Source organism: Shimia sediminis (assembly GCF_003990645.1).
Classification (GTDB): domain Bacteria; phylum Pseudomonadota; class Alphaproteobacteria; order Rhodobacterales; family Rhodobacteraceae; genus Shimia; species Shimia sediminis.
In genome coordinates, this window is record NZ_RYZK01000003.1 from 208,641 (window position 1) to 228,833 (window position 20,193).

Below are 20,193 nucleotides of genomic sequence, written 5' to 3' on the forward strand. Positions count from 1 at the left end.
ATTGCCTCTGGTGGACGTATTTCCACCAAGATGGAACAGGGAGCCATTGATTGAAATCAGTGTGCTGGCTATGAGGGGCGCGGACTTGATGGCGGAAGGGCCCTGGCATGGATCATTTTCTTTATCGTGACGGCGCGCTTTTTGCCGAAGATGTGCCGGTGGCCGAGATTGCGGCCGCGGTCGGCACGCCGTTTTATTGTTATTCCACGGCCACTCTGGAGCGGCATTTCCGCCTGTTTGATGAGGCGCTGGAAGGCATGGAGCATCTGGTGTGCTACGCCATGAAAGCGGCGTCGAACCAGGCGATTTTGAAGACATTGGCCGCATTGGGCGCGGGTATGGATGTGGTTTCGGGCGGCGAATATGCCCGTGCGATTGCGGCGGGCGTGCCCGGTGAACGGATCGTGTTTTCCGGTGTCGGCAAAACGCGGGAAGAAATCCACGCAGCACTGAGCGGCGGGATTCGCCAGTTCAACGTGGAATCCGAGCCGGAAATGGCGGTGATCAATGAGGTTGCACTGGAGCTGGGCGTTGTGGCGCCGATCACCGTGCGGGTGAATCCGGATGTGGATGCCAAGACCCATGCCAAGATTGCCACGGGCAAGAGTGAGAACAAGTTCGGTATCCCGATCAGCCGTGCGCGCGAGGTTTATGCCCATGCCGCCAGTCTGCCGGGGCTGAAGGTCATCGGGATTGATGTGCATATCGGCAGCCAGCTGACGCAGCTGGAGCCCTTCAGGCTGGCCTATGAGAAGGTGGCGCAGTTGACGGAAGAGCTGCGCGCGGATGGACATGAGATTACCCGGCTCGATCTGGGGGGCGGATTGGGCATTCCCTATACCCGGTCGAATGACGCGCCACCCCTGCCGACGGAATATGGCGCGTTGGTCAAGGAAACCCTGGGACATCTTGGCTGCGAGATCGAGATTGAGCCGGGGCGGCTGATTGCAGGCAATGCCGGGATCATGGTGTCGAAGGTGATCTATGTGAAAGAAGGCGAAGATCGCGAGTTCATGATAGTCGACGGCGCGATGAATGACCTGATCCGCCCCGCGATGTACGAGGCGCATCATGACATCGTGCCGGTTGTCGAGGCCGAAGCTGGTATCGAAAAACGTCGTTATGACATTGTAGGTCCGGTGTGCGAGAGCGGCGATACCTTTGCCAAGGAACGTATGATGGAGCCGATCGCGGCAGGGGATCTGATCGCCTTTCGCAGTGCCGGAGCTTATGGTGCGGTGATGGCGAGCGAGTACAACTCGCGCCCCCTGATCCCAGAAGTGCTTGTGAATGGCGATCAATTTGCGGTTATCCGCCGACGCCCGACCTTGGACGAAATGATAAACCGAGATACCATTCCAGAGTGGCTCTGAGGCATTTTGCCAATCGGGCCGTTCGGATGGATGAATGGCGACACCCACAGATAGCCCCGAAAGGGTACTGAGACGGCTGAAACGGGTTCTGGCGCTGACGCGACTGGGCCTGCTGGCCGAATCTGTCACGCGGAATTTCTGGCCGGTGTGGTCGATAGCCTTTGTCGCGCTGGCGGCGCTGATGATGGGAGTCCACGAACAGGTCAGCCTTGAGGCGTTATGGACAGGTGCCCTGGTGATGGGGTTCGCCGGGGTCTGGTTCCTGTGGCGGGGTGTTCGTGGTTTTCATGTGCCGAGCCGGGAAGAGGCCTTTGTGCGATTGGACGCGACCCTGCCCGGACGCCCTTTGCAGGCGTTGCGGGATCATCCTGTGGTAGGAGCAGGGGACAGCGCGGCGGAGAGCTTGTGGCGGGTGCACCAGGCGCGCATGGCGGCGCAGGCATCCGGAGCAGAGGCGCCCGAGCCGAATTTGCGGATATCACGGCTCGACCCCTTTGGGTTGCGCTATGTCGCTGTGCTGGCGTTGTCGGTGGCTTTGCTGTTCGGATCGTTTTCGCGGGTTGGGTCCGTGGCAGATGTGGCCTCGGGTGGAGGCGCGCCGCTGACGGGACCCAGCTGGGAAGGGTGGATCGAGCCGCCGCTTTACACCGGCAAGCCCGCTCTTTACCTGCCGGATCAACCCGAGGGCGCCCTGATCTTGCCGCAGGGGAGTCGCGTGTTGGTGCGGCTTTATGGCGAAGTTGGTGCGTTGACCTTGGCCGAGTCGGTTTCGGGGAGGGTGGACGGCGTGCCGAGCGCCGCAGATCCCGAGCAGGAGTTTGTTGTAACCACGTCCGGACTGCTGTCTGTGGATGGACCGGGTGGGCGCAGCTGGCAGGTCGAGATGCTTGCGGATGAGCCGCCTTGGGTTTCGATTACCGGTGAGGCCGAGGTTTCCGGGCGGGGAGAAATGAGCCTGCCGTTCGAAGCGGCGGATGACTATGAGATCACCGGTGGCATGGCGCGGATCACGTTGGACCTCGACTCGCTGGATCGCCGGCATGGCTTGGCTGTCGACCCCGAGCAGGTGGCAGAAATCGAAGTGCCCCTGCCTCTGCCGATTGCAGGGGATCGTGCGGCCTTTGACGAGGTGCTGATCGAGGATTTTTCGCAGCATGCCTGGGCACATTTGCCGGTGCGTGTATCGCTCAGCGTTAGGGATGCGCTGGAGCAAACCGGCACGGCACCCGAATTGCAGACGGTGCTGCCAGCGCGTCGGTTCTTTGATCCGCTGGCCGCGGCGGTGATCGAACTGCGTCGCGATCTGTTGTGGTCCAAGCTCAATGCTCCGCGTGTGGTGCAATTGTTGCGCGCGGTGTCTTATCAGCCCGAAGAGGGGCTGTTTCCGGATGAAACCAGCTATCTGCGGTTCCGTACGATCCTGCGGCGGTTGGACAACATGGTGAAGAACGACAGCTTTGCAGACCCTCAGCGTGACGAGATTGTCGAGGCCATGTGGGACCTGGCGCTGATGCTGGAAGAGGGCGATCTGGGTGATGCCATGGCGCGGATGGAGCAGGCGCGTGAGCGGCTGGCCGAAGCCATGAAGAACGGCGCCAGTGACGAAGAGATTGCCCGTCTCATGCAGGAATTGCGCGAGGCCACACAGGATTACATGCGCGAGCTGGCGCGTCAGCAGCGTGAGGATGGCGGCCAGAACGGCGAAGATCAGCAGACCGCAGAAAACACCATTCAGCTGAACTCGGACGATCTGCAGCGCATGATGGATCGCATTCAGGAATTGATGGAAGAGGGCCGCATGGCCGAGGCGATGCAAGCTCTCGAAGAGTTTCAGCGCATGATGGAGAACATGCGTGTCACCCAGGGTCAGGGCAATGGTGAGCAAAGCCCGGGCGAAGAGACCATGGAAGGTCTGGCCGATACTCTGCGCGAACAGCAGGGTCTGTCGGATGAGGCATTCCGCGAGTTGCAGGAACAGTTCAATCCGGGCGCCAATGCCGGGCAGTCGCAGGACAACGAAGGCTTCAGCGGTGGCGAAGGCCGGGGTCAGGCCCATGACGGCACGGGGCAGGGCAGCGGCAGTGACGGGCAGGACGGCGAGTCAGGTCAAACGCCGGGCGAAGGCCAGCAACAAAGCCTGGCAGACCGTCAGCAAGCACTGCGGCAACAGCTGGAGAACCTGCAGGGACAGATGCCAGGGCGTGGCACGCCCGAGGGTGATGCCGCCAACGACGCGCTGGGCCGTGCGGGCGAGGCGATGGACGGGGCCGAAGAGGCGCTGCGCGATGACGACCTGGCCGAGGCAATTGACCAACAGGCACAGGCCATGGAAGCCATGCGGGACGGCATGCGCAATCTGGGCGAGGCCATGGCGCAGCAGCAGGGTCAGGGGCAGGAAGGTCGCGAACAAGCCCGCGGCAACGCGTCCGACCCCTTGGGGCGCAGCAATGGTGCTCGTGGGCCGGCCGGGTCCGAAGAGGACCTGTTGCAGGGTGAGGATGTCTATCGACAGGCACGAGAATTGCTGGACGAAATCCGCCGCCGTGCGGGCGAGGCCGAGCGCACGGAACAGGAACGCGGATATCTCAGGCGGTTGCTGGATCGGTTCTGATCGGACTTATTTGACGTTGCCGCCTGCCGATCCTGCAATGTTATCAAGCCACAGCATCGCCGAAGTCACCTGTGTGTCCAGCCAGACGCGCACGTCGTTCATGGTTTCCATGAAACTGACAACATAAGGTTCAGACGCGGGATAAGCCGCGATGATTTCCTTGTTGTAGACATAGGCCATGATTACCAGGGCCGCGAAGAGCATGACAAAGCCAAAGCCGAGCCGGAACCCGCTGCGCTTGCGTTGGCGGGCCGCGACGGCCACCACGGAACCGTCAGAAGCATCCCGGCCATCTGCGGATCGCAGGGTCGAGTTGATTTCGTCAATATCCGGGAGCAGGTCACGCCGCGAGGCATGAGCCGCTTCTTCCAAGGCAGCCTCTGAGGCTGTTTCAGGCTCATCCGCAGAGTTGCCGTCATCGATTTCCGCCAGCCCGCGAATGCGGCGCATCCGTTCGCGTGCTTCGCTGGCGCGCTTGTCGATCTGTGGTCCAGGCTCTTCCAGGCCCAGTTCGGTCTGAGTCTCGAGTGTTTCGCGGTTTTCAGCCTCGCGGGCCTGAGATTCGTATTCGGCTTCTTGCCGCAGAACATCAGCAATGGCCGGGTCGATGGCCTTGCGTTGCTGGCGCTCGCCGGATGGCGCGTCGGCCACTGGGTCGTCCTCAAGCTCGGGGTCGTCCTCGGGCTCAGGTTCCTCTGCAAGGTCAGGTTCGTCTTCTGGCTCGGGATACTCTTCCAGCTCTGCGTCAGATACGGGGGCGTAGTCCTCTGCCTCTGGGGCAGTTTCTTCCAGAGAGTCGGCCAAGTCCTCTTCCGGCTCTGCATCAAACTCGGGTTCTGGCGGCTGGACCTCTCGGTTTTGCTCTTCCTGCCCTGGCTCTTCGGCGACATCGGCATCTTCGTTCGGATCCCAGCCTTCGTCCGGAAGGGATCCCCCGACATCGGATGCCATCTCGACATCCTGATCCGGGTGCATTTGAAACCAAGTATGGCCGCAACTCGAGCACTGCACATCGCGGCCATCCTGCGGAATGACCTCGACAGGTACTTCGTATTGGGCGCCGCAATTCGGGCAGCTCAGCCGCATGATGATCCCCTGCTTGTCCCCCGGGTTCCCGGTTATTGCGCCAAGCATATGGCGTAACTTTGCCCAGTGAAAGACAAAAGCCGTAACGGGACGGATTGAAACCGGGACGATGCTCGGGCACAACAGGGCAGGCACAAAAACGGGGCAGCCGCTGTGATCGAACTGGAAAACATGGCCTATAGCTATGGGGGCGGCGAGCTTCTGAGTGAGATTTCTCTGAAATTGTCACCGGGGTCGTTTCATTTCCTGACGGGGCCGTCCGGGTCGGGCAAGACAACTTTTCTAAAGCTCTGTTATGGCGCGCTGTCGCCGACGTCGGGCGATGTGCGTCTGTTTGGACAGGATGTGCGGGCCATGGACCGTGATGACCACGCGATGGCACGGCGGCGCATCGGGGTGGTGCATCAGGACTGTCAGTTCCTCGATCACCTGCCGATTGCCGACAACGTGATGCTGCCGCTGACCGTGTCGGGTAAGGACAGCATCGAACATGTCGCGGATCTCAAGGAATTGATGGGCTGGGTCGGCCTGGGCAAACGCGCCGGTGCGCTGCCGCCAACGCTCTCGGGGGGGGAACGCCAGCGCGCAGCACTGGCCCGCGCCGTGATCATGTCGCCCGAGGTGGTGTTGGCCGACGAGCCAACAGGCAATGTCGACTGGGAAATGTCGCAACGCCTGCTGCAATTGCTGATCGAGCTGAACAAGATGGGCAAGACCATCATGATTGCCACGCACGATCTGAACCTGATCCGCGCGGCCAAGGGTCAAGTACAGGCGCGGGTGCTGCGCATTGCGAACCGCAAGTTGCAATTGGCGGGGGCGGACCTGTGAGCGCGCTGTTGCAAAAGGTCCGGGCCTTTGTCGCTGGCGATGCACAGGCGGACCGCGTGGTGCCGCCCTCGGGTTTTACGGCGCGGCTGACCAGCTTTGCCGCTGGCGCCATGGCGTTTCTGGCGGTATTCGCGCTGGCGCTGTCGCTGGCATCGGGGCGTTTGGCACAGCGCTGGGGCGATGAGCTGGCGCGCAGTTCAACGCTGCGTATCTCGGCGCCGGTGGAACAGATGGCAGCACAGACGGCCGCTGCGCTGCGGGTGCTTGAGACAACGCCGGGCGTGGCCGAGGCGCGGGCACTTTCGGGCGAAGAACAAGGTGCCCTGTTAGAGCCGTGGTTCGGACCCGATTTGCCGTTGGAAACCTTGCCGGTTCCGCAATTGATCGAAATTCAGGAAACCGAGGATGGGTATGATGCGGCGGGGCTGCGGCTGCGGTTGGCCGCCGAGGTGCCCGGCGCGGTGCTGGACGATCACACCCGCTGGCGCAAACCGCTGGAACAGGCTGCGGGCCGTTTGCGCATGTTGGGCTGGGTGTCGATCCTGTTGATTGCTGCCACGACGGGCACAATGATTACGCTGGCGGCCAATGCCGCGCTGGCCGCGAACGCGCAGGTGATTGCGGTCTTGCGGTTGGTGGGGGCGCAGGACAGTTACATCGCCCATGCCTTTGTGCGCCGCTTTACTCTTCGGGCGTTGTTGGGGGCATTGGTGGGCACCGTGGCCGGGCTGTTGGCGGTGATGCTGCTGCCAGCCGCACAAGAGGCCGGAGGGTTCCTGACCGGGCTTGGCTTTCAGGGGCTGGGTTGGGCCTGGCCGGTGTTGATTCCGCTTTTGGCCGCGATGGTCGCCTATTTTGCAACCGGTGCCGCCGCGCGCCGTACCTTGTCGGAGCTTGATTGATGCGCCTCGCTGTTCAATGGGTTTTGTCCATTCTCTTTGTCGTCCAGAACGCGGTGATGATGCTGTTGATGGGCATCGTGTTCCTGCCCTGGGCGCTGGTTTCACCCAAGGGCGCGATGGCGGCCTGCAAGTCCTATGCGACCTGGGCAATCTGGACGGCGCGCTGGATGGTTGGCATCCGGTCTGAAGTGCGCGGAGAGGTGCCCTCGGGCGCCTGCCTAGTCCCGGCCAAGCACCAGTCGTTCCTGGATATCATGATGATCTTCAAGGCCGTGCCACAGCCGCGCTTTATCATGAAGTACGAGCTGTTGTTCACCCCGGTCATCGGCATCTACGCATGGCGGCTGGGCTGTGTTCCAGTGCGCCGTGGCAAACGCGGGGCGGCGATCAAATCGATGCTGGCCGATGTGGACAGTGGCCGTGTCCCACCGGGGCAGCTGGTGATTTATCCGCAAGGCACCCGCGTACCGGTTGGTGAGTATCGCCCCTATAAGGTGGGTCCTTACGTGCTTTACAAGGAAACCGGCCAACGCGCTGTGCCCGTGGCGACCAATGCCGGGATGTTCTGGCCCAAGGGCACGATGCTGCGCACGCCGGGGCTGGCCGTGGTAGAGTTCCTGGACCCGATTGAACCCGGCGCACGCCAGGACGGTTTTATGGCCGAGCTGGAAGCGGTGATCGAGGATGGCTCGAACAGGTTGATGGGCGAAGCGGGGTTTGTCGGACATGCAGTGGATTGAGGATATTGCCGAGCTCGAGTCGATTTACGGCACGCCGGGGTCTGCCTCGCTGAACAAGGTGGCGGACCGGCTGACACCTGGTTATCGCAAATGGATCGTGGCTTCGCGGTTCTGCGTGGTGTCGACCGTGGGAGCCAGCGGCACCGATGGCAGCCCGCGTGGGGATGATGGTCCGGTGGTCGCAGAACTGGACGAACAGACGCTGGCCATGCCCGACTGGCGTGGCAACAACCGCATGGACACGCTCCGCAACATCGTCGAGGACGGGCGCATCTCGCTGATGTTCATGGTGCCGGGGTCGAACACGATTGTGCGGGTGAATGGCTATGCGCGGATGACGGTGGATGACAACCTGCGCGCCCGGTTCCAGTTCAAGGGACGTCAGCCGCGCTCGGTCATCGTGATCCGCATTGGCGAAGTGTACACCCAATGCGCCCGCGCGCCGATGCGGGCGCGGCTCTGGACCAGCGGGGATGAAAGCGCGGGGTTGCCGTCTGCCGGGGATATTCTGGCCGAGATGACCGATGGGGCCGAGGGAGGTAAACCCTATGACGACGGCTGGTTGGCACGGGCGAAAGAGACGATGTGGTAGGAAAAACCTTCTAGAAGGTTTTTCGGGTTCCAGAATTTTCTAGAAAATTCTGTGTAGTAAGTAAGAAAAGGGCGGCGATTGGCCGCCCTTTCTGGGTCTGGTTCAGCTGTGAATTGGCCCGTCGCCGCAGGCCAGCGCCGCTTCGCGCACCGCTTCTGAATAGGTCGGGTGAGCGTGGCAGGTCAGGGCGATGTCCTGGGCCGAGGCACCGAACTCCATCGCGACGCATAGCTCGTGGATCATGTCACCCGCTGCCGGGCCGATGATCGCGGCGCCCAGCACGCGGTCGGTTTCCTTGTCGGTGATGATCTTGACGAAACCGCCCTCGGCCTGATGCACAGCCTTGGCGCGGGCGTTGCCCATGAACATGAACTTGCCCACTTTCAACTTGCGACCTTCGGCTTTCAGCGCGGCTTCGGTCTGGCCGACGGTGGCGACCTCGGGCGTGGTGTAGACCACGCCGGGGATGACGCCATAGTTCACGTGCCCATGTTTGCCTGCGATGACTTCTGCCACGGCCATGCCTTCGTCTTCGGCCTTGTGGGCCAGCATCGGGCCTTCGATCACGTCGCCGATGGCATAGATGCCGGGGACGTTGGTGCGCCATTGAGTGTCGGTGGCGATCTGGCCGCGTTCAGTCATGGCGACGCCGATCTTGTCAAGGCCGAGGCCCTCGGAATAGGGTTTGCGGCCCGTGGCGACGAGGACGACATCGGCGTCGATAACTTGCTCGTCGTCGGGTTTCTTCTTGGTCGCGTATTTGACCTTGGCCTTGGTTTTGGTGGCTTCGACACCGGACACCGCAGCGCCCATCACAAAGCTAAGCCCTTGTTTTTCAAGGATGCGCTTGAAACTGCGCTGTACGTCGGCGTCCATGCCGGGGCAGACGGCGTCCATGTATTCGACAACGGTCACTTCGGCGCCAAGACGCTGGTAGACCGAGCCAAGCTCCAGCCCGATGACGCCCGCGCCGATGACGACCATTTTCTTCGGCACCTTGGGCAGTTCCAGCGCGCCGGTGGAGTCGACGACGACGCCCTTGTCATTGTCGACCTCAACGCCCGGAAGCGACGAGGGGGCGGAGCCCGAGGCGATCACGATGTTCTTGGTCTCATAAGAGGTGTCGCCCACCTTGACCTTGCCAGCGGCTTCGATCGAACCGTAGCCCTTGAGCCAGTCGATCTTGTTCTTTTTAAACAGGAATTCGATACCGCCGGTGTTTTGGCCGATGGTCTCTTCCTTGTAGGTTTTCATCTGTTTCCAATCGACCGAAGGGCTTTTGCCCTTGAGGCCCATGGCGGCAAAGTTGTGCTCGGCCTCGTGCAGCATGTGGCTGGCGTGCAGCAGCGCTTTGGACGGGATACAGCCCACGTTCAGGCAAGTGCCACCGAGGGTTTCGCGGCCTTCGACGACTGCGGTCTTGAGGCCCAGCTGGGCGCAGCGGATGGCCGACACGTAGCCGCCGGGGCCTGCGCCGATGATGATGACGTCATATTGGGACATGGGTCATTTTCCTTTGTTTTTCGACGTCGGTATCACGTCGGTATAGTGTCGGTATTGCGTCGGTGTATTTGCCTTGGCCGAATCCAAATCTGCTTTTTTCATTTTGCGCTCTGTTTGCCGGAACTCGGAACTATTTCGCCAAGGACCCACAAAACTATTGGCAAGACCACGAACGGTGTTGCCATCCAAATGAGTGTCCAATCACCGTGTTCCCCGAAACTCTCCCACCCTTTGCGAAGATTGAGTGGATGATAGGCTGCAAACCACAAATCGTAACTCCCAATCCCAATGGCGATTGGGATGCTCCATAAGCTCCTGACAGCCAGAGTGAATAGCAGCAAAATGCAGGCTAAGAACGCGATCGGCATGGAAGCATAAACATAGTCAAGAAAGCCAACGTGCCGCGCGGCTGACGAAGTCAGACTCTCGAAAGCTGCAATGGTCGAGGGGAAGGTTCGATATGCGGTTAGATAGTGAATCCAGGCCTGCAAAAGACAGAATGCCAAGAAAATCCAAAAGGCAATCTTGGGTATCCTGAGTTTTTGCATGACCGCGATTGATGACATCTGGTTGCCTTTGGCGTGAAGGTCTGGCGGACTGAAGTCCGCCCTACCGAGAATTGTTTGCGTGTGGTGGGTTATAAACCCACCCTACAGGTTGTCCGTAGGCCGGGCTTTAGCCCGACACCCGGATCACAGATCCATCAACAACCGACGCGGATCCTCGAGCGCTTCTTTGACGCGGACGAGGAAGGTCACGGCGCCTTTGCCGTCGACGATGCGGTGGTCGTAGCTGAGGGCGAGGTACATCATCGGGCGGATGACAACCTGACCGTTGATCGCCATGGGGCGGTCCTGAATCTTGTGCATGCCGAGGATACCGGACTGCGGCGGGTTCAGGATGGGCGAGGACATCAGCGAGCCATAGACGCCACCGTTGGAGATGGTGAAGGTGCCGCCCTGCATTTCGGCCATGGACAGTTTGCCGTCACGGGCGCGTTTGCCCTTTTCGGCGATGGCTTTTTCGATGGCGGCAAAGCTCATCGAGTCCGCATCCCGGATCACCGGCACAACGAGGCCGGTGGGGGTGCCGGCGGCAACGCCCATGTGCACGAAGTTCTTGTAGACGATGTCGGTGCCGTCGATCTCGGCGTTGACCTCGGGGACCTCTTTCAGCGCGTGGCAGCAGGCCTTGGTGAAGAAGGACATGAAGCCCAGACGGACGCCGTGTTTCTTCTCAAACTCGCCTTTGTATTCGTTGCGCAGTGCCATCACTTCGGTCATGTCCACCTCGTTATAGGTGGTGAGCATGGCGGCGGTGTTCTGGCTGTCCTTGAGGCGGCGCGCGATGGTCTGGCGCAGGCGGGTCATTTTCACGCGCTCTTCGCGGGCGGCGTCGTCGGCTGGTACCGGCGCGCGCGGCACGGCGGCGGCTGCCGGGGCAGGGGCCGGGGCTGCGATGGCTGGGGCCGGTGCAGGCACCGAGGCGTTTGCCACGTCTTCTTTCATGATGCGACCGTCGCGGCCGGTGCCCTGAACAGTTGCCGGGTCGATGCCTTTTTCCGCCATCAGCTTGTTGGCCGAGGGGGCGTTTTCGACGTCTTTGCCTTCTGTGTCGAAAATCACAACTTCGGAATTGTTGGCGTCATTGCTTTGGTTGGGCGCACCCAAAGACGAGATCACGGCCAGTTTGGCGGTGGCATCCACGGTGGCGCCTTCGGCGGCAATGATTTCGGCCAGAACGCCAGAGGCGGGGGCAGGAACCTCGACCGAGACCTTGTCGGTTTCCAATTCGCAGAGCATTTCGTCCTGTTTGACGCTGTCGCCCACGGCTTTGAACCATGTTGACACGGTGGCTTCGGTCACGCTTTCGCCCAAGGTCGGGACCATGACGTCAACGCTGCTGCCTGTGTCAGCCGGGGCTGCGGCGGGGGCTTTGGCAGCCGGGGTCGGGGCGGCGCCTTCGCCGGCGGCGATGGTGGCCAAGAGCGCATCAACGCCAACGGTTTGACCTTCGGCGGCAACGATTTCGCCCATGACGCCAGCGGCGGGCGACGGCACTTCGACGGTCACCTTGTCGGTTTCCAGCTCGCAGAGCATTTCATCAACAGCGACCGCATCGCCCGGTTTCTTGAACCAGGTGGCCACGGTGGCCTCGGTGACGCTCTCGCCTAGGGTGGGGACGCGAACTTCGGTCATGGGTTAGTTTCCTTCCATCGAGAGGGCGGCGTTCACCAGCGCCTCTTGTTGTGCTTTGTGTTGGCTTGAGAGACCGGTTGCAGGCGAGGCCGACGCGGGGCGGCCTGCGTATACCGGGCGGGTGTGTTTGGCTTTGATACGGGTCAGCGCCCATTCGATGTTGGGCTCAATAAACGACCATGCGCCCTGGTTCTTGGGCTCTTCCTGACACCAGACCATTTCGGCCCCTTTGAAGCGCTCAAGCTCTTTGATGAGCGAGTGCGCAGGGAAGGGATAGAACTGTTCGATCCGCATCAGGTAGACATCGTCGATACCGCGGTTGTCGCGTTCTTCAAGAAGGTCATAGTAGACCTTGCCCGAGCACATGACGACGCGCTTGATCTTGTCATCCGCTTTCAGTTGCGTGTCCGAGTTGCCCTTTTGCGCGTCATCCCAGAGGACGCGGTGGAAGGACGAGCCGGTGGTGAATTCCTCGGCTTCGGAGATGCAGAGCTTGTGACGTAACAGCGATTTCGGCGTCATCAGGATCAGCGGCTTGCGGAAGCTGCGGTGGATCTGACGGCGCAGGATGTGGAAGTAGTTCGCGGGCGTCGTACAGTTGGCCACGATCCAGTTGTCACCGCCGCACATTTGCAGGAAGCGTTCCAGACGGGCTGACGAGTGTTCGGGGCCCTGGCCCTCGAAACCGTGGGGCAGCAGAACCACCAGACCGGACATTCGCAGCCATTTCGCCTCGCCTGACGAGATGAACTGGTCGAACATGATCTGCGCGCCGTTGGCAAAATCGCCAAATTGCGCCTCCCATAAGGTCAGCGTGTCGGGTTCGGCCAGCGAATACCCATACTCAAAGCCCAGCACCGCGTATTCCGACAGCGCCGAGTCGATCACGTCGTATTGCGCCTGACCGGCGCGGATGTGGTTCAGCGGGTAGTAGCGTTCTTCGGTGTCCTGGTTGACGATACCCGAATGGCGCTGCGAGAAGGTGCCGCGGGTGGCGTCCTGACCGGCAAGCCGCACAGGGTAGCCTTCGGTCAGGAGCGAGCCAAAGGCCAGCGCTTCGGCTGTGGCCCAGTCGAACCCTTTGCCGGTTTCCATCATCTTGGCCTTGGATTCCAGCAGGCGGCCGACGGTTTTGTGGATCGGATAGCCCTCGGGCGCGCGGCTGAGCGCGGCACCCACTTCCTGGAAAGTTTCGGGTTTGATCGAGGTCTGACCGCGTTGATAGACGCCATCTTCTTTGTCTTTGCCAGACCAGCGGCCATCCAGCCAGTCGGCCTTGTTCGGCTTATAGTCTTTCCCGGCCTCGAACTCTTCGTTCAGGTAGGCCTGGAAGGCGGCTTTCATGTCTTCGATTTCGCCTTCGGGGATCAGGCCGTCCTTGACCAGACGCTCGGTATAGAGTGACAGGGTGGTCTTGTGGCCCTTGATCTTCTTGTACATCACCGGGTTGGTGAACATGGGCTCGTCGCCCTCGTTGTGACCAAAGCGGCGGTAGCAGAACATGTCCAGGACGACATCTTTCTGGAACTTCTGGCGGAACTCGGTGGCAACCTTGGCGGCGTGGACCACGGCCTCGGGGTCGTCGCCGTTCACGTGGAAGATCGGCGCCTCAACCACCAGAGCGTTGTCGGTGGGATAAGGCGACGAGCGCGAGAAGTGTGGCGCGGTGGTGAACCCGATCTGGTTGTTCACCACGATATGCATGGTGCCGCCGGTCTTGTGACCACGCAGGCCCGACAGTGCGAAACACTCTGCCACAACGCCCTGACCGGCAAAGGCTGCGTCGCCGTGCAGAAGGATTGGCATGACGCTGGTCCGTTCCGTATCGTTCAACTGATCCTGCTTGGCGCGGACCTTGCCCAGAACCACCGGGTTCACCGCCTCGAGGTGCGAGGGGTTGGCGGTCAGCGACAGGTGCACGGTGTTGCCGTCAAATTCGCGGTCGGACGAGGCGCCGAGGTGGTATTTCACGTCACCCGAGCCGTCCACGTCCTCGGGTTTGAACGACCCGCCCTGGAATTCGTTGAAGATTGCCTTGTAGGGTTTGGCCATCACATTGGCCAGCACCGACAGGCGGCCCCGGTGGGGCATGCCGATGACGATCTCTTTCAGGCCGAGGTTCCCACCGCGCTTGATGATCTGCTCCATCGCGGGGATCAGGCTCTCGCCGCCATCAAGGCCAAAGCGCTTGGTGCCCATGTATTTGACGTGCAGGAATTTCTCGAAACCCTCGGCCTCGACCAGCTTGTTCAGGATCGCTTTCCGGCCTTCGCGGGTAAAGGCGATTTCCTTGCCGTAGCCCTCGATCCGCTCTTTCAGCCAAGAGGCCTCTTCGGGGTTCGAGATGTGCATGTATTGCAAGGCAAAGGTGCCGCAATAGGTGCGTTTCACGATGTCGATGATCTGGCGCATCGTGGCGATTTCCAGACCCAGAACCTTGTCGATGAAAATCGGACGGTCCATGTCGGATTCGGCAAAGCCATAGGATTTCGGGTCAAGCTCGGGATGCGGAGTCGCGTCGCGCATGCCCAGCGGGTCGAGGTCGGCCACAAGGTGACCCCGGATCCGGTAGGCGCGGATGATCATCAGCGCGCGGATCGAGTCGAGCACGGCCTGTTTGACCGCTTCGTCCGAAACCTGAACACCCTTTTCGGCTGCCTTGGCCTTGATCTTGTCACCGGCCCCTTTGACCTCGGCGGGCTGTGCCCATTCGCCAGTAAGCGCGCTGGTCAGTTCGTCAGCGGGCATCGGCGGCCAATCGCCCCGTGCCCAGGACGGGCCAGAGGCCTCGGCTTTGACGTCCAGCTCGGCATCACCCAGCTGACGGAAAAACGATTGCCACGCTTCGTCAACCGCATTGGGGTCATTGGCAAAGCGGGCATACATCTGTTCGAGGTATTCCGCATTATGCCCCTGCATGAAGGAAGAGGCGTGGAATTGGTCGTTGGGGGATTGGTCGGTCATTGGTTTGCCTCCGTGCCAGTGTTTTGGCGATTGACCAAAGTTGCGGTGAAGACCGCTGGGTTCTTGTGGTTTGGTTGAGCCGCAAGGCTCTCGGCTGGGAGTTCGCTAGCCGATATTCTTAGTGCGCTTTTTTCGTAATGTAGAAAGCGCTTTGGTCCAATTTGGTGGACGGGCGCGTCCGGCAACTGGCGACGCAATTCATCGAGTAAGCTAACGTCCGAAACCAGTATGCAGTATTCTTGGTTGGCAGAGTTGCGCCCGAATAGGACGGTTGAATTGTCCCAAGAAAAGGCAAAATCAGGATTGGTTCCCGATGCGGAAAGTTCCTTGGCCCAATTGTAAGTAGCTGTCCAAGTCTCTGGTGAGTCACCATCTACGTTTCCCAGAAAAAACGCACTTTCTAGCGCCGTAGGCACTGCCTTAGAATCGGCTCTCCAGCTTACCGTAGCGAAAAACTCACGCCTTTCCGCATTTGAAATTTCGGAGGTTACGCAAACAAGCCCATCTGACGCAGTCTGGGCGACCGCATAAGATTGAACCGTTGTAGCGATCAGCACAAAGGTAGAGAGAACCGCCCGGCGGCAACGCCGGGCAGCGCCCGTCCCGCCCCACGTCGCACCAAAGGTGCGCCGCAGGTTAGTGGCACGCCTCTGGCGTGACGGGCGGGCGCTTTGCACCCCCCCCGTCGGGACGGGCGCTACCCTATGTGCATATGCCGGACGGTCCGTCATTGGTTAGCCGATTGCTTTCAGCACGGCTTCGCCCAGACCCGCGGGGCTGTCGGCGACAACGATACCGGCCTCTTTCATGGCTTCGATCTTGTCTTCTGCACCGCCTTTACCACCGGCAACGATGGCACCGGCGTGGCCCATGCGGCGGCCCGGAGGTGCCGTGCGGCCTGCGATAAAGCCAGCGGTCGGTTTCCAGCGGCCTTTCTTGCGCTCGTTGGCGAGGAATTCGGCGGCTTCTTCTTCTGCGGAACCACCGATCTCACCGATCATGATGATCGATTGGGTTTCGTCGTCGTCAAGGAACATATCGAGGATGTCGATATGCTCGGTGCCCTTGATGGGGTCACCACCGATGCCGACGGCGGTCGACTGGCCGAGGCCGATGTCAGCGGTCTGCTTCACGGCCTCATAGGTCAGAGTGCCCGAACGCGACACAACACCGACCGAGCCACGTTTGTGGATGTGGCCGGGCATGATGCCGATTTTGCAGGCGTCAGGGGTAATGACACCGGGGCAGTTGGGGCCGATCAGGCGGCTTGCCGAGCCTTCAAGGGCGCGCTGCACCTTCATCATGTCCAGCACCGGAATGCCTTCGGTGATGCAGACGATCAATTCCATCTCGGCGTCGATGGCCTCGAGGATCGAGTCTGCCGCGAAGGGCGGGGGGACATAGATGACGGAAGCGTTGGCTTCGGTCTTGGCCTTGGCTTCGTGCACCGAGTTAAAGACCGGCAGGCCGAGGTGGTCCATACCGCCTTTGCCCGGCGTCACGCCGCCGACCATCTTGGTGCCATATGCGATGGCTTGTTCAGAGTGAAAGGTGCCCTGCGAGCCGGTGAAGCCCTGACAGATGACCTTGGTGTTTTCGTCTACGAGGATTGCCATTAGGCCTCTCCTATTTTCGCGTAATGATTGTTGTTGACTGTGACTGGCCGGAACGCCCGATGGCGACAAGGATTCTGCTGCCTTTCTTGTAGCTGCCAATGTACATGCCACTTGCCACAATCGGTTTGTCTTTGTTTTGATAACCTATGTTCAGCAGACCAGAATCTACCGCACCCCAAAGTGCTTCAGACTCGTAGTTGTTCGTCACTTTCGTAACGCATTCGCCTTTGGAGCCCACAGCAACTTCAGAGATGGTTTTGAACATTCCGTTGCCGTAGGTTTTGCGGTAAACCTTTTTGAAAGAGGCCTGACCGATTTTAGAGGTCTTAGCGATCTCGAAATCTTTGCCAGAGACGGCGGAATCCAGAGAGTCTCTCGACACCACAATAGCTGAGCAAACGTTAACGATATCCACCGCTGCGGCTTGCATTAGCTTTCGATCTTTCTTCTTGCCTGCATGCGCCTCGCTTGACGTCAAAGCCGCCAAACCGAGGCTGATTGCAAAGACAAATCCAAGATATGGTCTTTGGAGTGCGTTCATCAGCCTTTCACCGCTTTCACGATCTTTTCGGCGCCGTCGCTGAGGTTGTCGGCAGCGATCACATCAACGTCGGAGTTGTTGATGATGTCTTTGCCGGCTTCCACGTTGGTGCCTTCGAGACGGACAACCAGCGGAACCTGCAGGCCGACTTCTTTCACCGCGGCGACAACGCCTTCGGCGATGACGTCACAGCGCATGATGCCGCCGAAGATGTTCACGAGGATGCCTTTGACGTTGGGGTCCGAGGTGATGATCTTGAACGCTTCGGTCACCTTCTCTTTGGTCGCACCGCCGCCCACGTCGAGGAAGTTGGCAGGCTCGGCACCGTAGAGTTTGATGATGTCCATGGTGGCCATCGCCAGACCCGCGCCGTTGACCATGCAGCCAATCTCGCCGTCCAGCGCGATGTAGTTCAGGTCGTACTTGGACGCTTCCAGCTCTTTGCTGTCTTCTTCTGTCTCGTCGCGCAGCTCGGCGATGTCCGCGTGGCGGTACATGGCGTTGCCGTCAAAGCTGACCTTGGCGTCGAGAACCTTGAGGTTGCCGTCATCCGCAACGATCAGAGGGTTGATTTCCAGCATCTCCATGTCTTTTTCCATGAAGGCCTGGTAAAGCTGACCCATCAGTTTGACGCACTGTTTGACCTGCGCGCCGGTCAGACCCAGCGAAAAGGCGATGCGGCGGCCGTGGTAGGCCTGATAGCCGGTGGCCGGATCAACGCTGAACGACAGGATCTTTTCAGGCGTTGCCGCGGCAACTTCTTCGATGTCCATGCCGCCTTCGGTCGAGCAGACGAAAGACACGCGTGATGTCTGACGGTCGACCAGCAGGGCGAGGTAAAGTTCGCGTTCGATGCCGGAGCCGGCCTCGATATAGATGCGGTTGACCTGTTTGCCCGCGGGGCCGGTCTGGTGGGTCACAAGGGTGCGGCCCAGCATCTTCTTGGCTTCTTCGGCGGCTTCTTCCACCGATTTCGTCAGGCGCACGCCGCCTTTTTCGCCAGCGTCGGCCTCTTTGAACGAGCCCTTGCCGCGTCCACCTGCGTGGATCTGTGCCTTGACGACCCAAAGTGGCCCATCAAGTTCACCGGCTGCGGTTTTGGCGTCCTCGGCCTTCAGGACGGGGCGTCCTTCGGAAACGGGGGCACCGTAGGAGCGAAGCAAAGCCTTCGCCTGGTATTCATGGATGTTCATGGAACTGTCCCATCTTGCTACGATTGAAACGGATATACGGGCAAAAAACCCGTGTTCTAAGAGGTTTTTGTGATTCTGATGAAATTTTCGTAATTTGTGATCACACGATTTGCAGCTGTGATCACAAAAGCGCAAACATTCGAAAGAATCTATGAATCAACTGTCTATGAAAGGTACTTTCAATCCAGACCACCACCGGCGCAAGCGGGTATTTTTGCGGTAGCGCATGGCAAAGTCGTTTTCCGGATGCACCTTTTGGCTGGGATGCGTGTCGGCAAACGATGGCACCGGCGCCGGGTGGGGACGGTTTTGCAGGGTCCCGTCGGCTTCTTGCCAGGCTTGGATAAATGCCATGAAGGGCGCGCCATACAGCTCTTGGGGTGTTTGGGCCCTGGATGTGGATTTTTTGTAGCCTGCGCGCAAGAGCGAGGAATGCAGGATGCGCGGTGCCGGTGTGCGGCTGTCAAACGACCGAATCAGGTCGGGGTCGATGACATTGTACTGAACGGGCAGGGTGGCAATGCGCAGGTCACTGTCGAACAACAGTTCGCGCAGGATTGGCTGATCAATGCCGGACTCCGAGGCTTCGAATTCGGATTGCCATTGGGTCAGGAAAGCGCGGGTCGCATCGGATCTGCGCAGTCCAATCACGCCGCCATTGTATTGCGGAAAGGCGGCCGGGATCGGTTTGCTGTGCAGCGCGAGGGTGTGCGTGCCCATATTGCCGCGCTGGTCGTGGATGGCCGCGATGTCAAAGTGCTTGAGCACGTCGAACACATCATCCAGGGGGGCAATCACGAAAAGATCGGCGTCGAGATAGAGTGTCCGGTCAAACCGCGAGCGCAGGAGAGCTTCGAACCGGGGGCGGGGGCCGCTGGTTGAAAGCTGGTGTACCTTGGCGAATACCGGATCATCGCAGGGCTGATCGGTATAAAGGTCAATCGGAATGTCGGGGTTGTGCTGCGCCACGGTGGCGGCGGCTTGGCGGGCCAGACCGGTATAGTCTGGCCCTGTCACGGCAAAGATGAAGCCGTGTGTCATTTATGCGAGCGAACCGTCGATACCTTTGCAGGCTTCCATCAGGCCCTGAACGGCTTTGACGGAGGTGTTGAAACCGTCTTGCTCGTCTTTGTTCAGCTTGATGTTGACGATTTTTTCGATGCCGCCGGCGCCGATGACGGTGGGCACGCCGACATACATGTCCTTCACGCCCAGGTCGCCGTCACAGTAAGCGGCGCAGGGCAGAACGCGCTTTTGGTCTTTCAGGTAGGCTTCAGCCATTTCAATCGCCGAGGCGGCAGGCGCGTAGAAGGCCGAACCGGTTTTCAGCAGACCAACGATCTCGGCGCCACCATCACGGGTGCGCTGAACCATGGCGTCCAGTTTCTCTTGCGTGGTCCAGCCCATCTCGATCAGGTCGGGCAGCGGGATACCGGCAACGGTCGAATAGCGAACCGAAGGCACCATGGTGTCGCCGTGGCCGCCCAGAACGAATGCGGTGACGTCGCGCATGGACACGTTGAATTCTTCGGCGAGGAAGTGGCGGAAGCGTGCGGAGTCCAGAACACCAGCCATGCCGCAGACCTTGTTGGTGGGCAGGCCCGAGAACTTCTGCAGCGCCCAGACCATCGCGTCGAGCGGGTTGGTGATGCAGATTACGAATGCGTCCGGTGCGTTGTCACGGATGCCTTCGCCAACCGATTTCATGACCTTGAGGTTGATGCCCAGCAGGTCATCACGGCTCATGCCGGGTTTGCGTGCCACACCGGCGGTCACGATGCAGACGTCCGCGCCCGCGATAGCCGAGTAGTCGGAAGAGCCGGACATGGCGGCATCGATTTTTTCGACGGGGCCGGATTCTGCGATGTCGAGCGCTTTGCCCTGGGGCAGGCCATCAGCGATGTCGAACAGAACAACGTCGCCCAGTTCTTTGATAGCTGCGAGGTGGGCAAGGGTGCCGCCGATGTTGCCTGCGCCGATAAGGGCAATCTTGGGTCTGGCCATGGGATTAATCTCCGGTCCGGTTGAATTTTCGACGTCGGC

15 protein-coding genes are annotated in these 20,193 nt (G+C 60.3%); 6 read left to right on the forward strand and 9 right to left on the reverse strand.

The window, feature by feature from the left end; translation table 11 throughout:
* Positions 1-107 precede the first annotated feature (107 nt).
* Complete coding sequence (gene lysA / locus EK369_RS08995) at positions 108-1,373, forward strand: diaminopimelate decarboxylase (protein ID WP_127113684.1); 1,266 nt, start codon at positions 108-110, stop codon at positions 1,371-1,373.
* 34 nt (positions 1,374-1,407) lie between these two features.
* Complete coding sequence (locus EK369_RS09000; RefSeq protein ID WP_127113686.1) at positions 1,408-3,984, forward strand: TIGR02302 family protein; 2,577 nt, start codon at positions 1,408-1,410, stop codon at positions 3,982-3,984.
* A gap of 6 nt (positions 3,985-3,990) precedes the next feature.
* Here EK369_RS09000 and EK369_RS09005 read toward each other — a convergent pair whose 3' ends face one another.
* Positions 3,991-5,070: a zinc-ribbon domain-containing protein gene (locus EK369_RS09005; RefSeq protein WP_164726948.1), complete on the reverse strand. Its 1,080-nt coding sequence runs from the start codon at positions 5,068-5,070 to the stop codon at positions 3,991-3,993.
* A gap of 153 nt (positions 5,071-5,223) precedes the next feature.
* Between EK369_RS09005 and EK369_RS09010 the strand changes: the two genes are divergently transcribed.
* The 4 genes from EK369_RS09010 to EK369_RS09025 are packed head-to-tail and all read left to right on the forward strand — an operon-like array spanning position 5,224 to position 8,135.
* Entirely contained in the window at positions 5,224-5,901 is a 678-nt protein-coding gene (locus tag EK369_RS09010; RefSeq protein ID WP_127113690.1) for a cell division ATP-binding protein FtsE, read from the forward strand.
* Positions 5,898-6,803, forward strand: a complete 906-nt coding sequence (locus tag EK369_RS09015; RefSeq protein ID WP_127113692.1) for a cell division protein FtsX — start codon at positions 5,898-5,900, stop codon at positions 6,801-6,803. The genes EK369_RS09010 and EK369_RS09015 overlap by 4 nt, the downstream gene beginning before the upstream one ends.
* The gene (locus EK369_RS09020; RefSeq protein WP_127113694.1) at positions 6,803-7,543 is read left to right on the forward strand and encodes a lysophospholipid acyltransferase family protein; all 741 of its coding nucleotides are present in this window, start codon (positions 6,803-6,805) and stop codon (positions 7,541-7,543) included. Before EK369_RS09015 ends, EK369_RS09020 begins: the two co-directional genes overlap by 1 nt.
* Positions 7,530-8,135 carry a pyridoxamine 5'-phosphate oxidase family protein gene (locus tag EK369_RS09025; RefSeq protein ID WP_127113696.1) on the forward strand — a complete coding sequence of 202 codons (606 nt, stop codon included), beginning with the start codon at positions 7,530-7,532 and terminating at the stop codon, positions 8,133-8,135. Before EK369_RS09020 ends, EK369_RS09025 begins: the two co-directional genes overlap by 14 nt.
* Positions 8,136-8,237: 102 nt before the next feature.
* Here EK369_RS09025 and lpdA read toward each other — a convergent pair whose 3' ends face one another.
* The 8 genes from lpdA to mdh form a co-directional block, all read right to left on the reverse strand.
* The gene (lpdA, locus tag EK369_RS09030) at positions 8,238-9,638 is read right to left on the reverse strand and encodes a dihydrolipoyl dehydrogenase (protein WP_127113698.1); all 1,401 of its coding nucleotides are present in this window, start codon (positions 9,636-9,638) and stop codon (positions 8,238-8,240) included.
* A gap of 692 nt (positions 9,639-10,330) precedes the next feature.
* Entirely contained in the window at positions 10,331-11,836 is a 1,506-nt protein-coding gene (gene odhB / locus EK369_RS09035) for a 2-oxoglutarate dehydrogenase complex dihydrolipoyllysine-residue succinyltransferase (RefSeq protein ID WP_127113700.1), read from the reverse strand.
* Between the two features lie 3 nt (positions 11,837-11,839).
* Positions 11,840-14,800 (reverse strand): 2-oxoglutarate dehydrogenase E1 component, encoded by a 2,961-nt coding sequence (locus EK369_RS09040; protein WP_127113702.1) that lies wholly within the window; start codon positions 14,798-14,800, stop codon positions 11,840-11,842.
* Positions 14,801-15,534: 734 nt separating this feature from the next.
* On the reverse strand, positions 15,535-16,416 hold the full coding sequence (gene sucD / locus EK369_RS09045; protein ID WP_127113704.1) for a succinate--CoA ligase subunit alpha: 882 nt from the start codon (positions 16,414-16,416) through the stop codon (positions 15,535-15,537).
* Positions 16,417-16,426: 10 nt separating this feature from the next.
* A complete protein-coding gene (locus EK369_RS09050) occupies positions 16,427-16,957 on the reverse strand; it encodes a hypothetical protein (protein ID WP_127113706.1) in 531 nt (176 codons plus the stop codon).
* Entirely contained in the window at positions 16,957-18,150 is a 1,194-nt protein-coding gene (sucC, locus tag EK369_RS09055; protein WP_127113708.1) for an ADP-forming succinate--CoA ligase subunit beta, read from the reverse strand. The genes EK369_RS09050 and sucC overlap by 1 nt, the downstream gene beginning before the upstream one ends.
* A gap of 156 nt (positions 18,151-18,306) precedes the next feature.
* Positions 18,307-19,191 (reverse strand): putative nucleotide-diphospho-sugar transferase, encoded by an 885-nt coding sequence (locus EK369_RS09060; protein ID WP_127113710.1) that lies wholly within the window; start codon positions 19,189-19,191, stop codon positions 18,307-18,309.
* Positions 19,192-20,154 (reverse strand): malate dehydrogenase, encoded by a 963-nt coding sequence (gene mdh, locus EK369_RS09065; protein WP_127113712.1) that lies wholly within the window; start codon positions 20,152-20,154, stop codon positions 19,192-19,194.
* Positions 20,155-20,193: the final 39 nt, after the last annotated feature.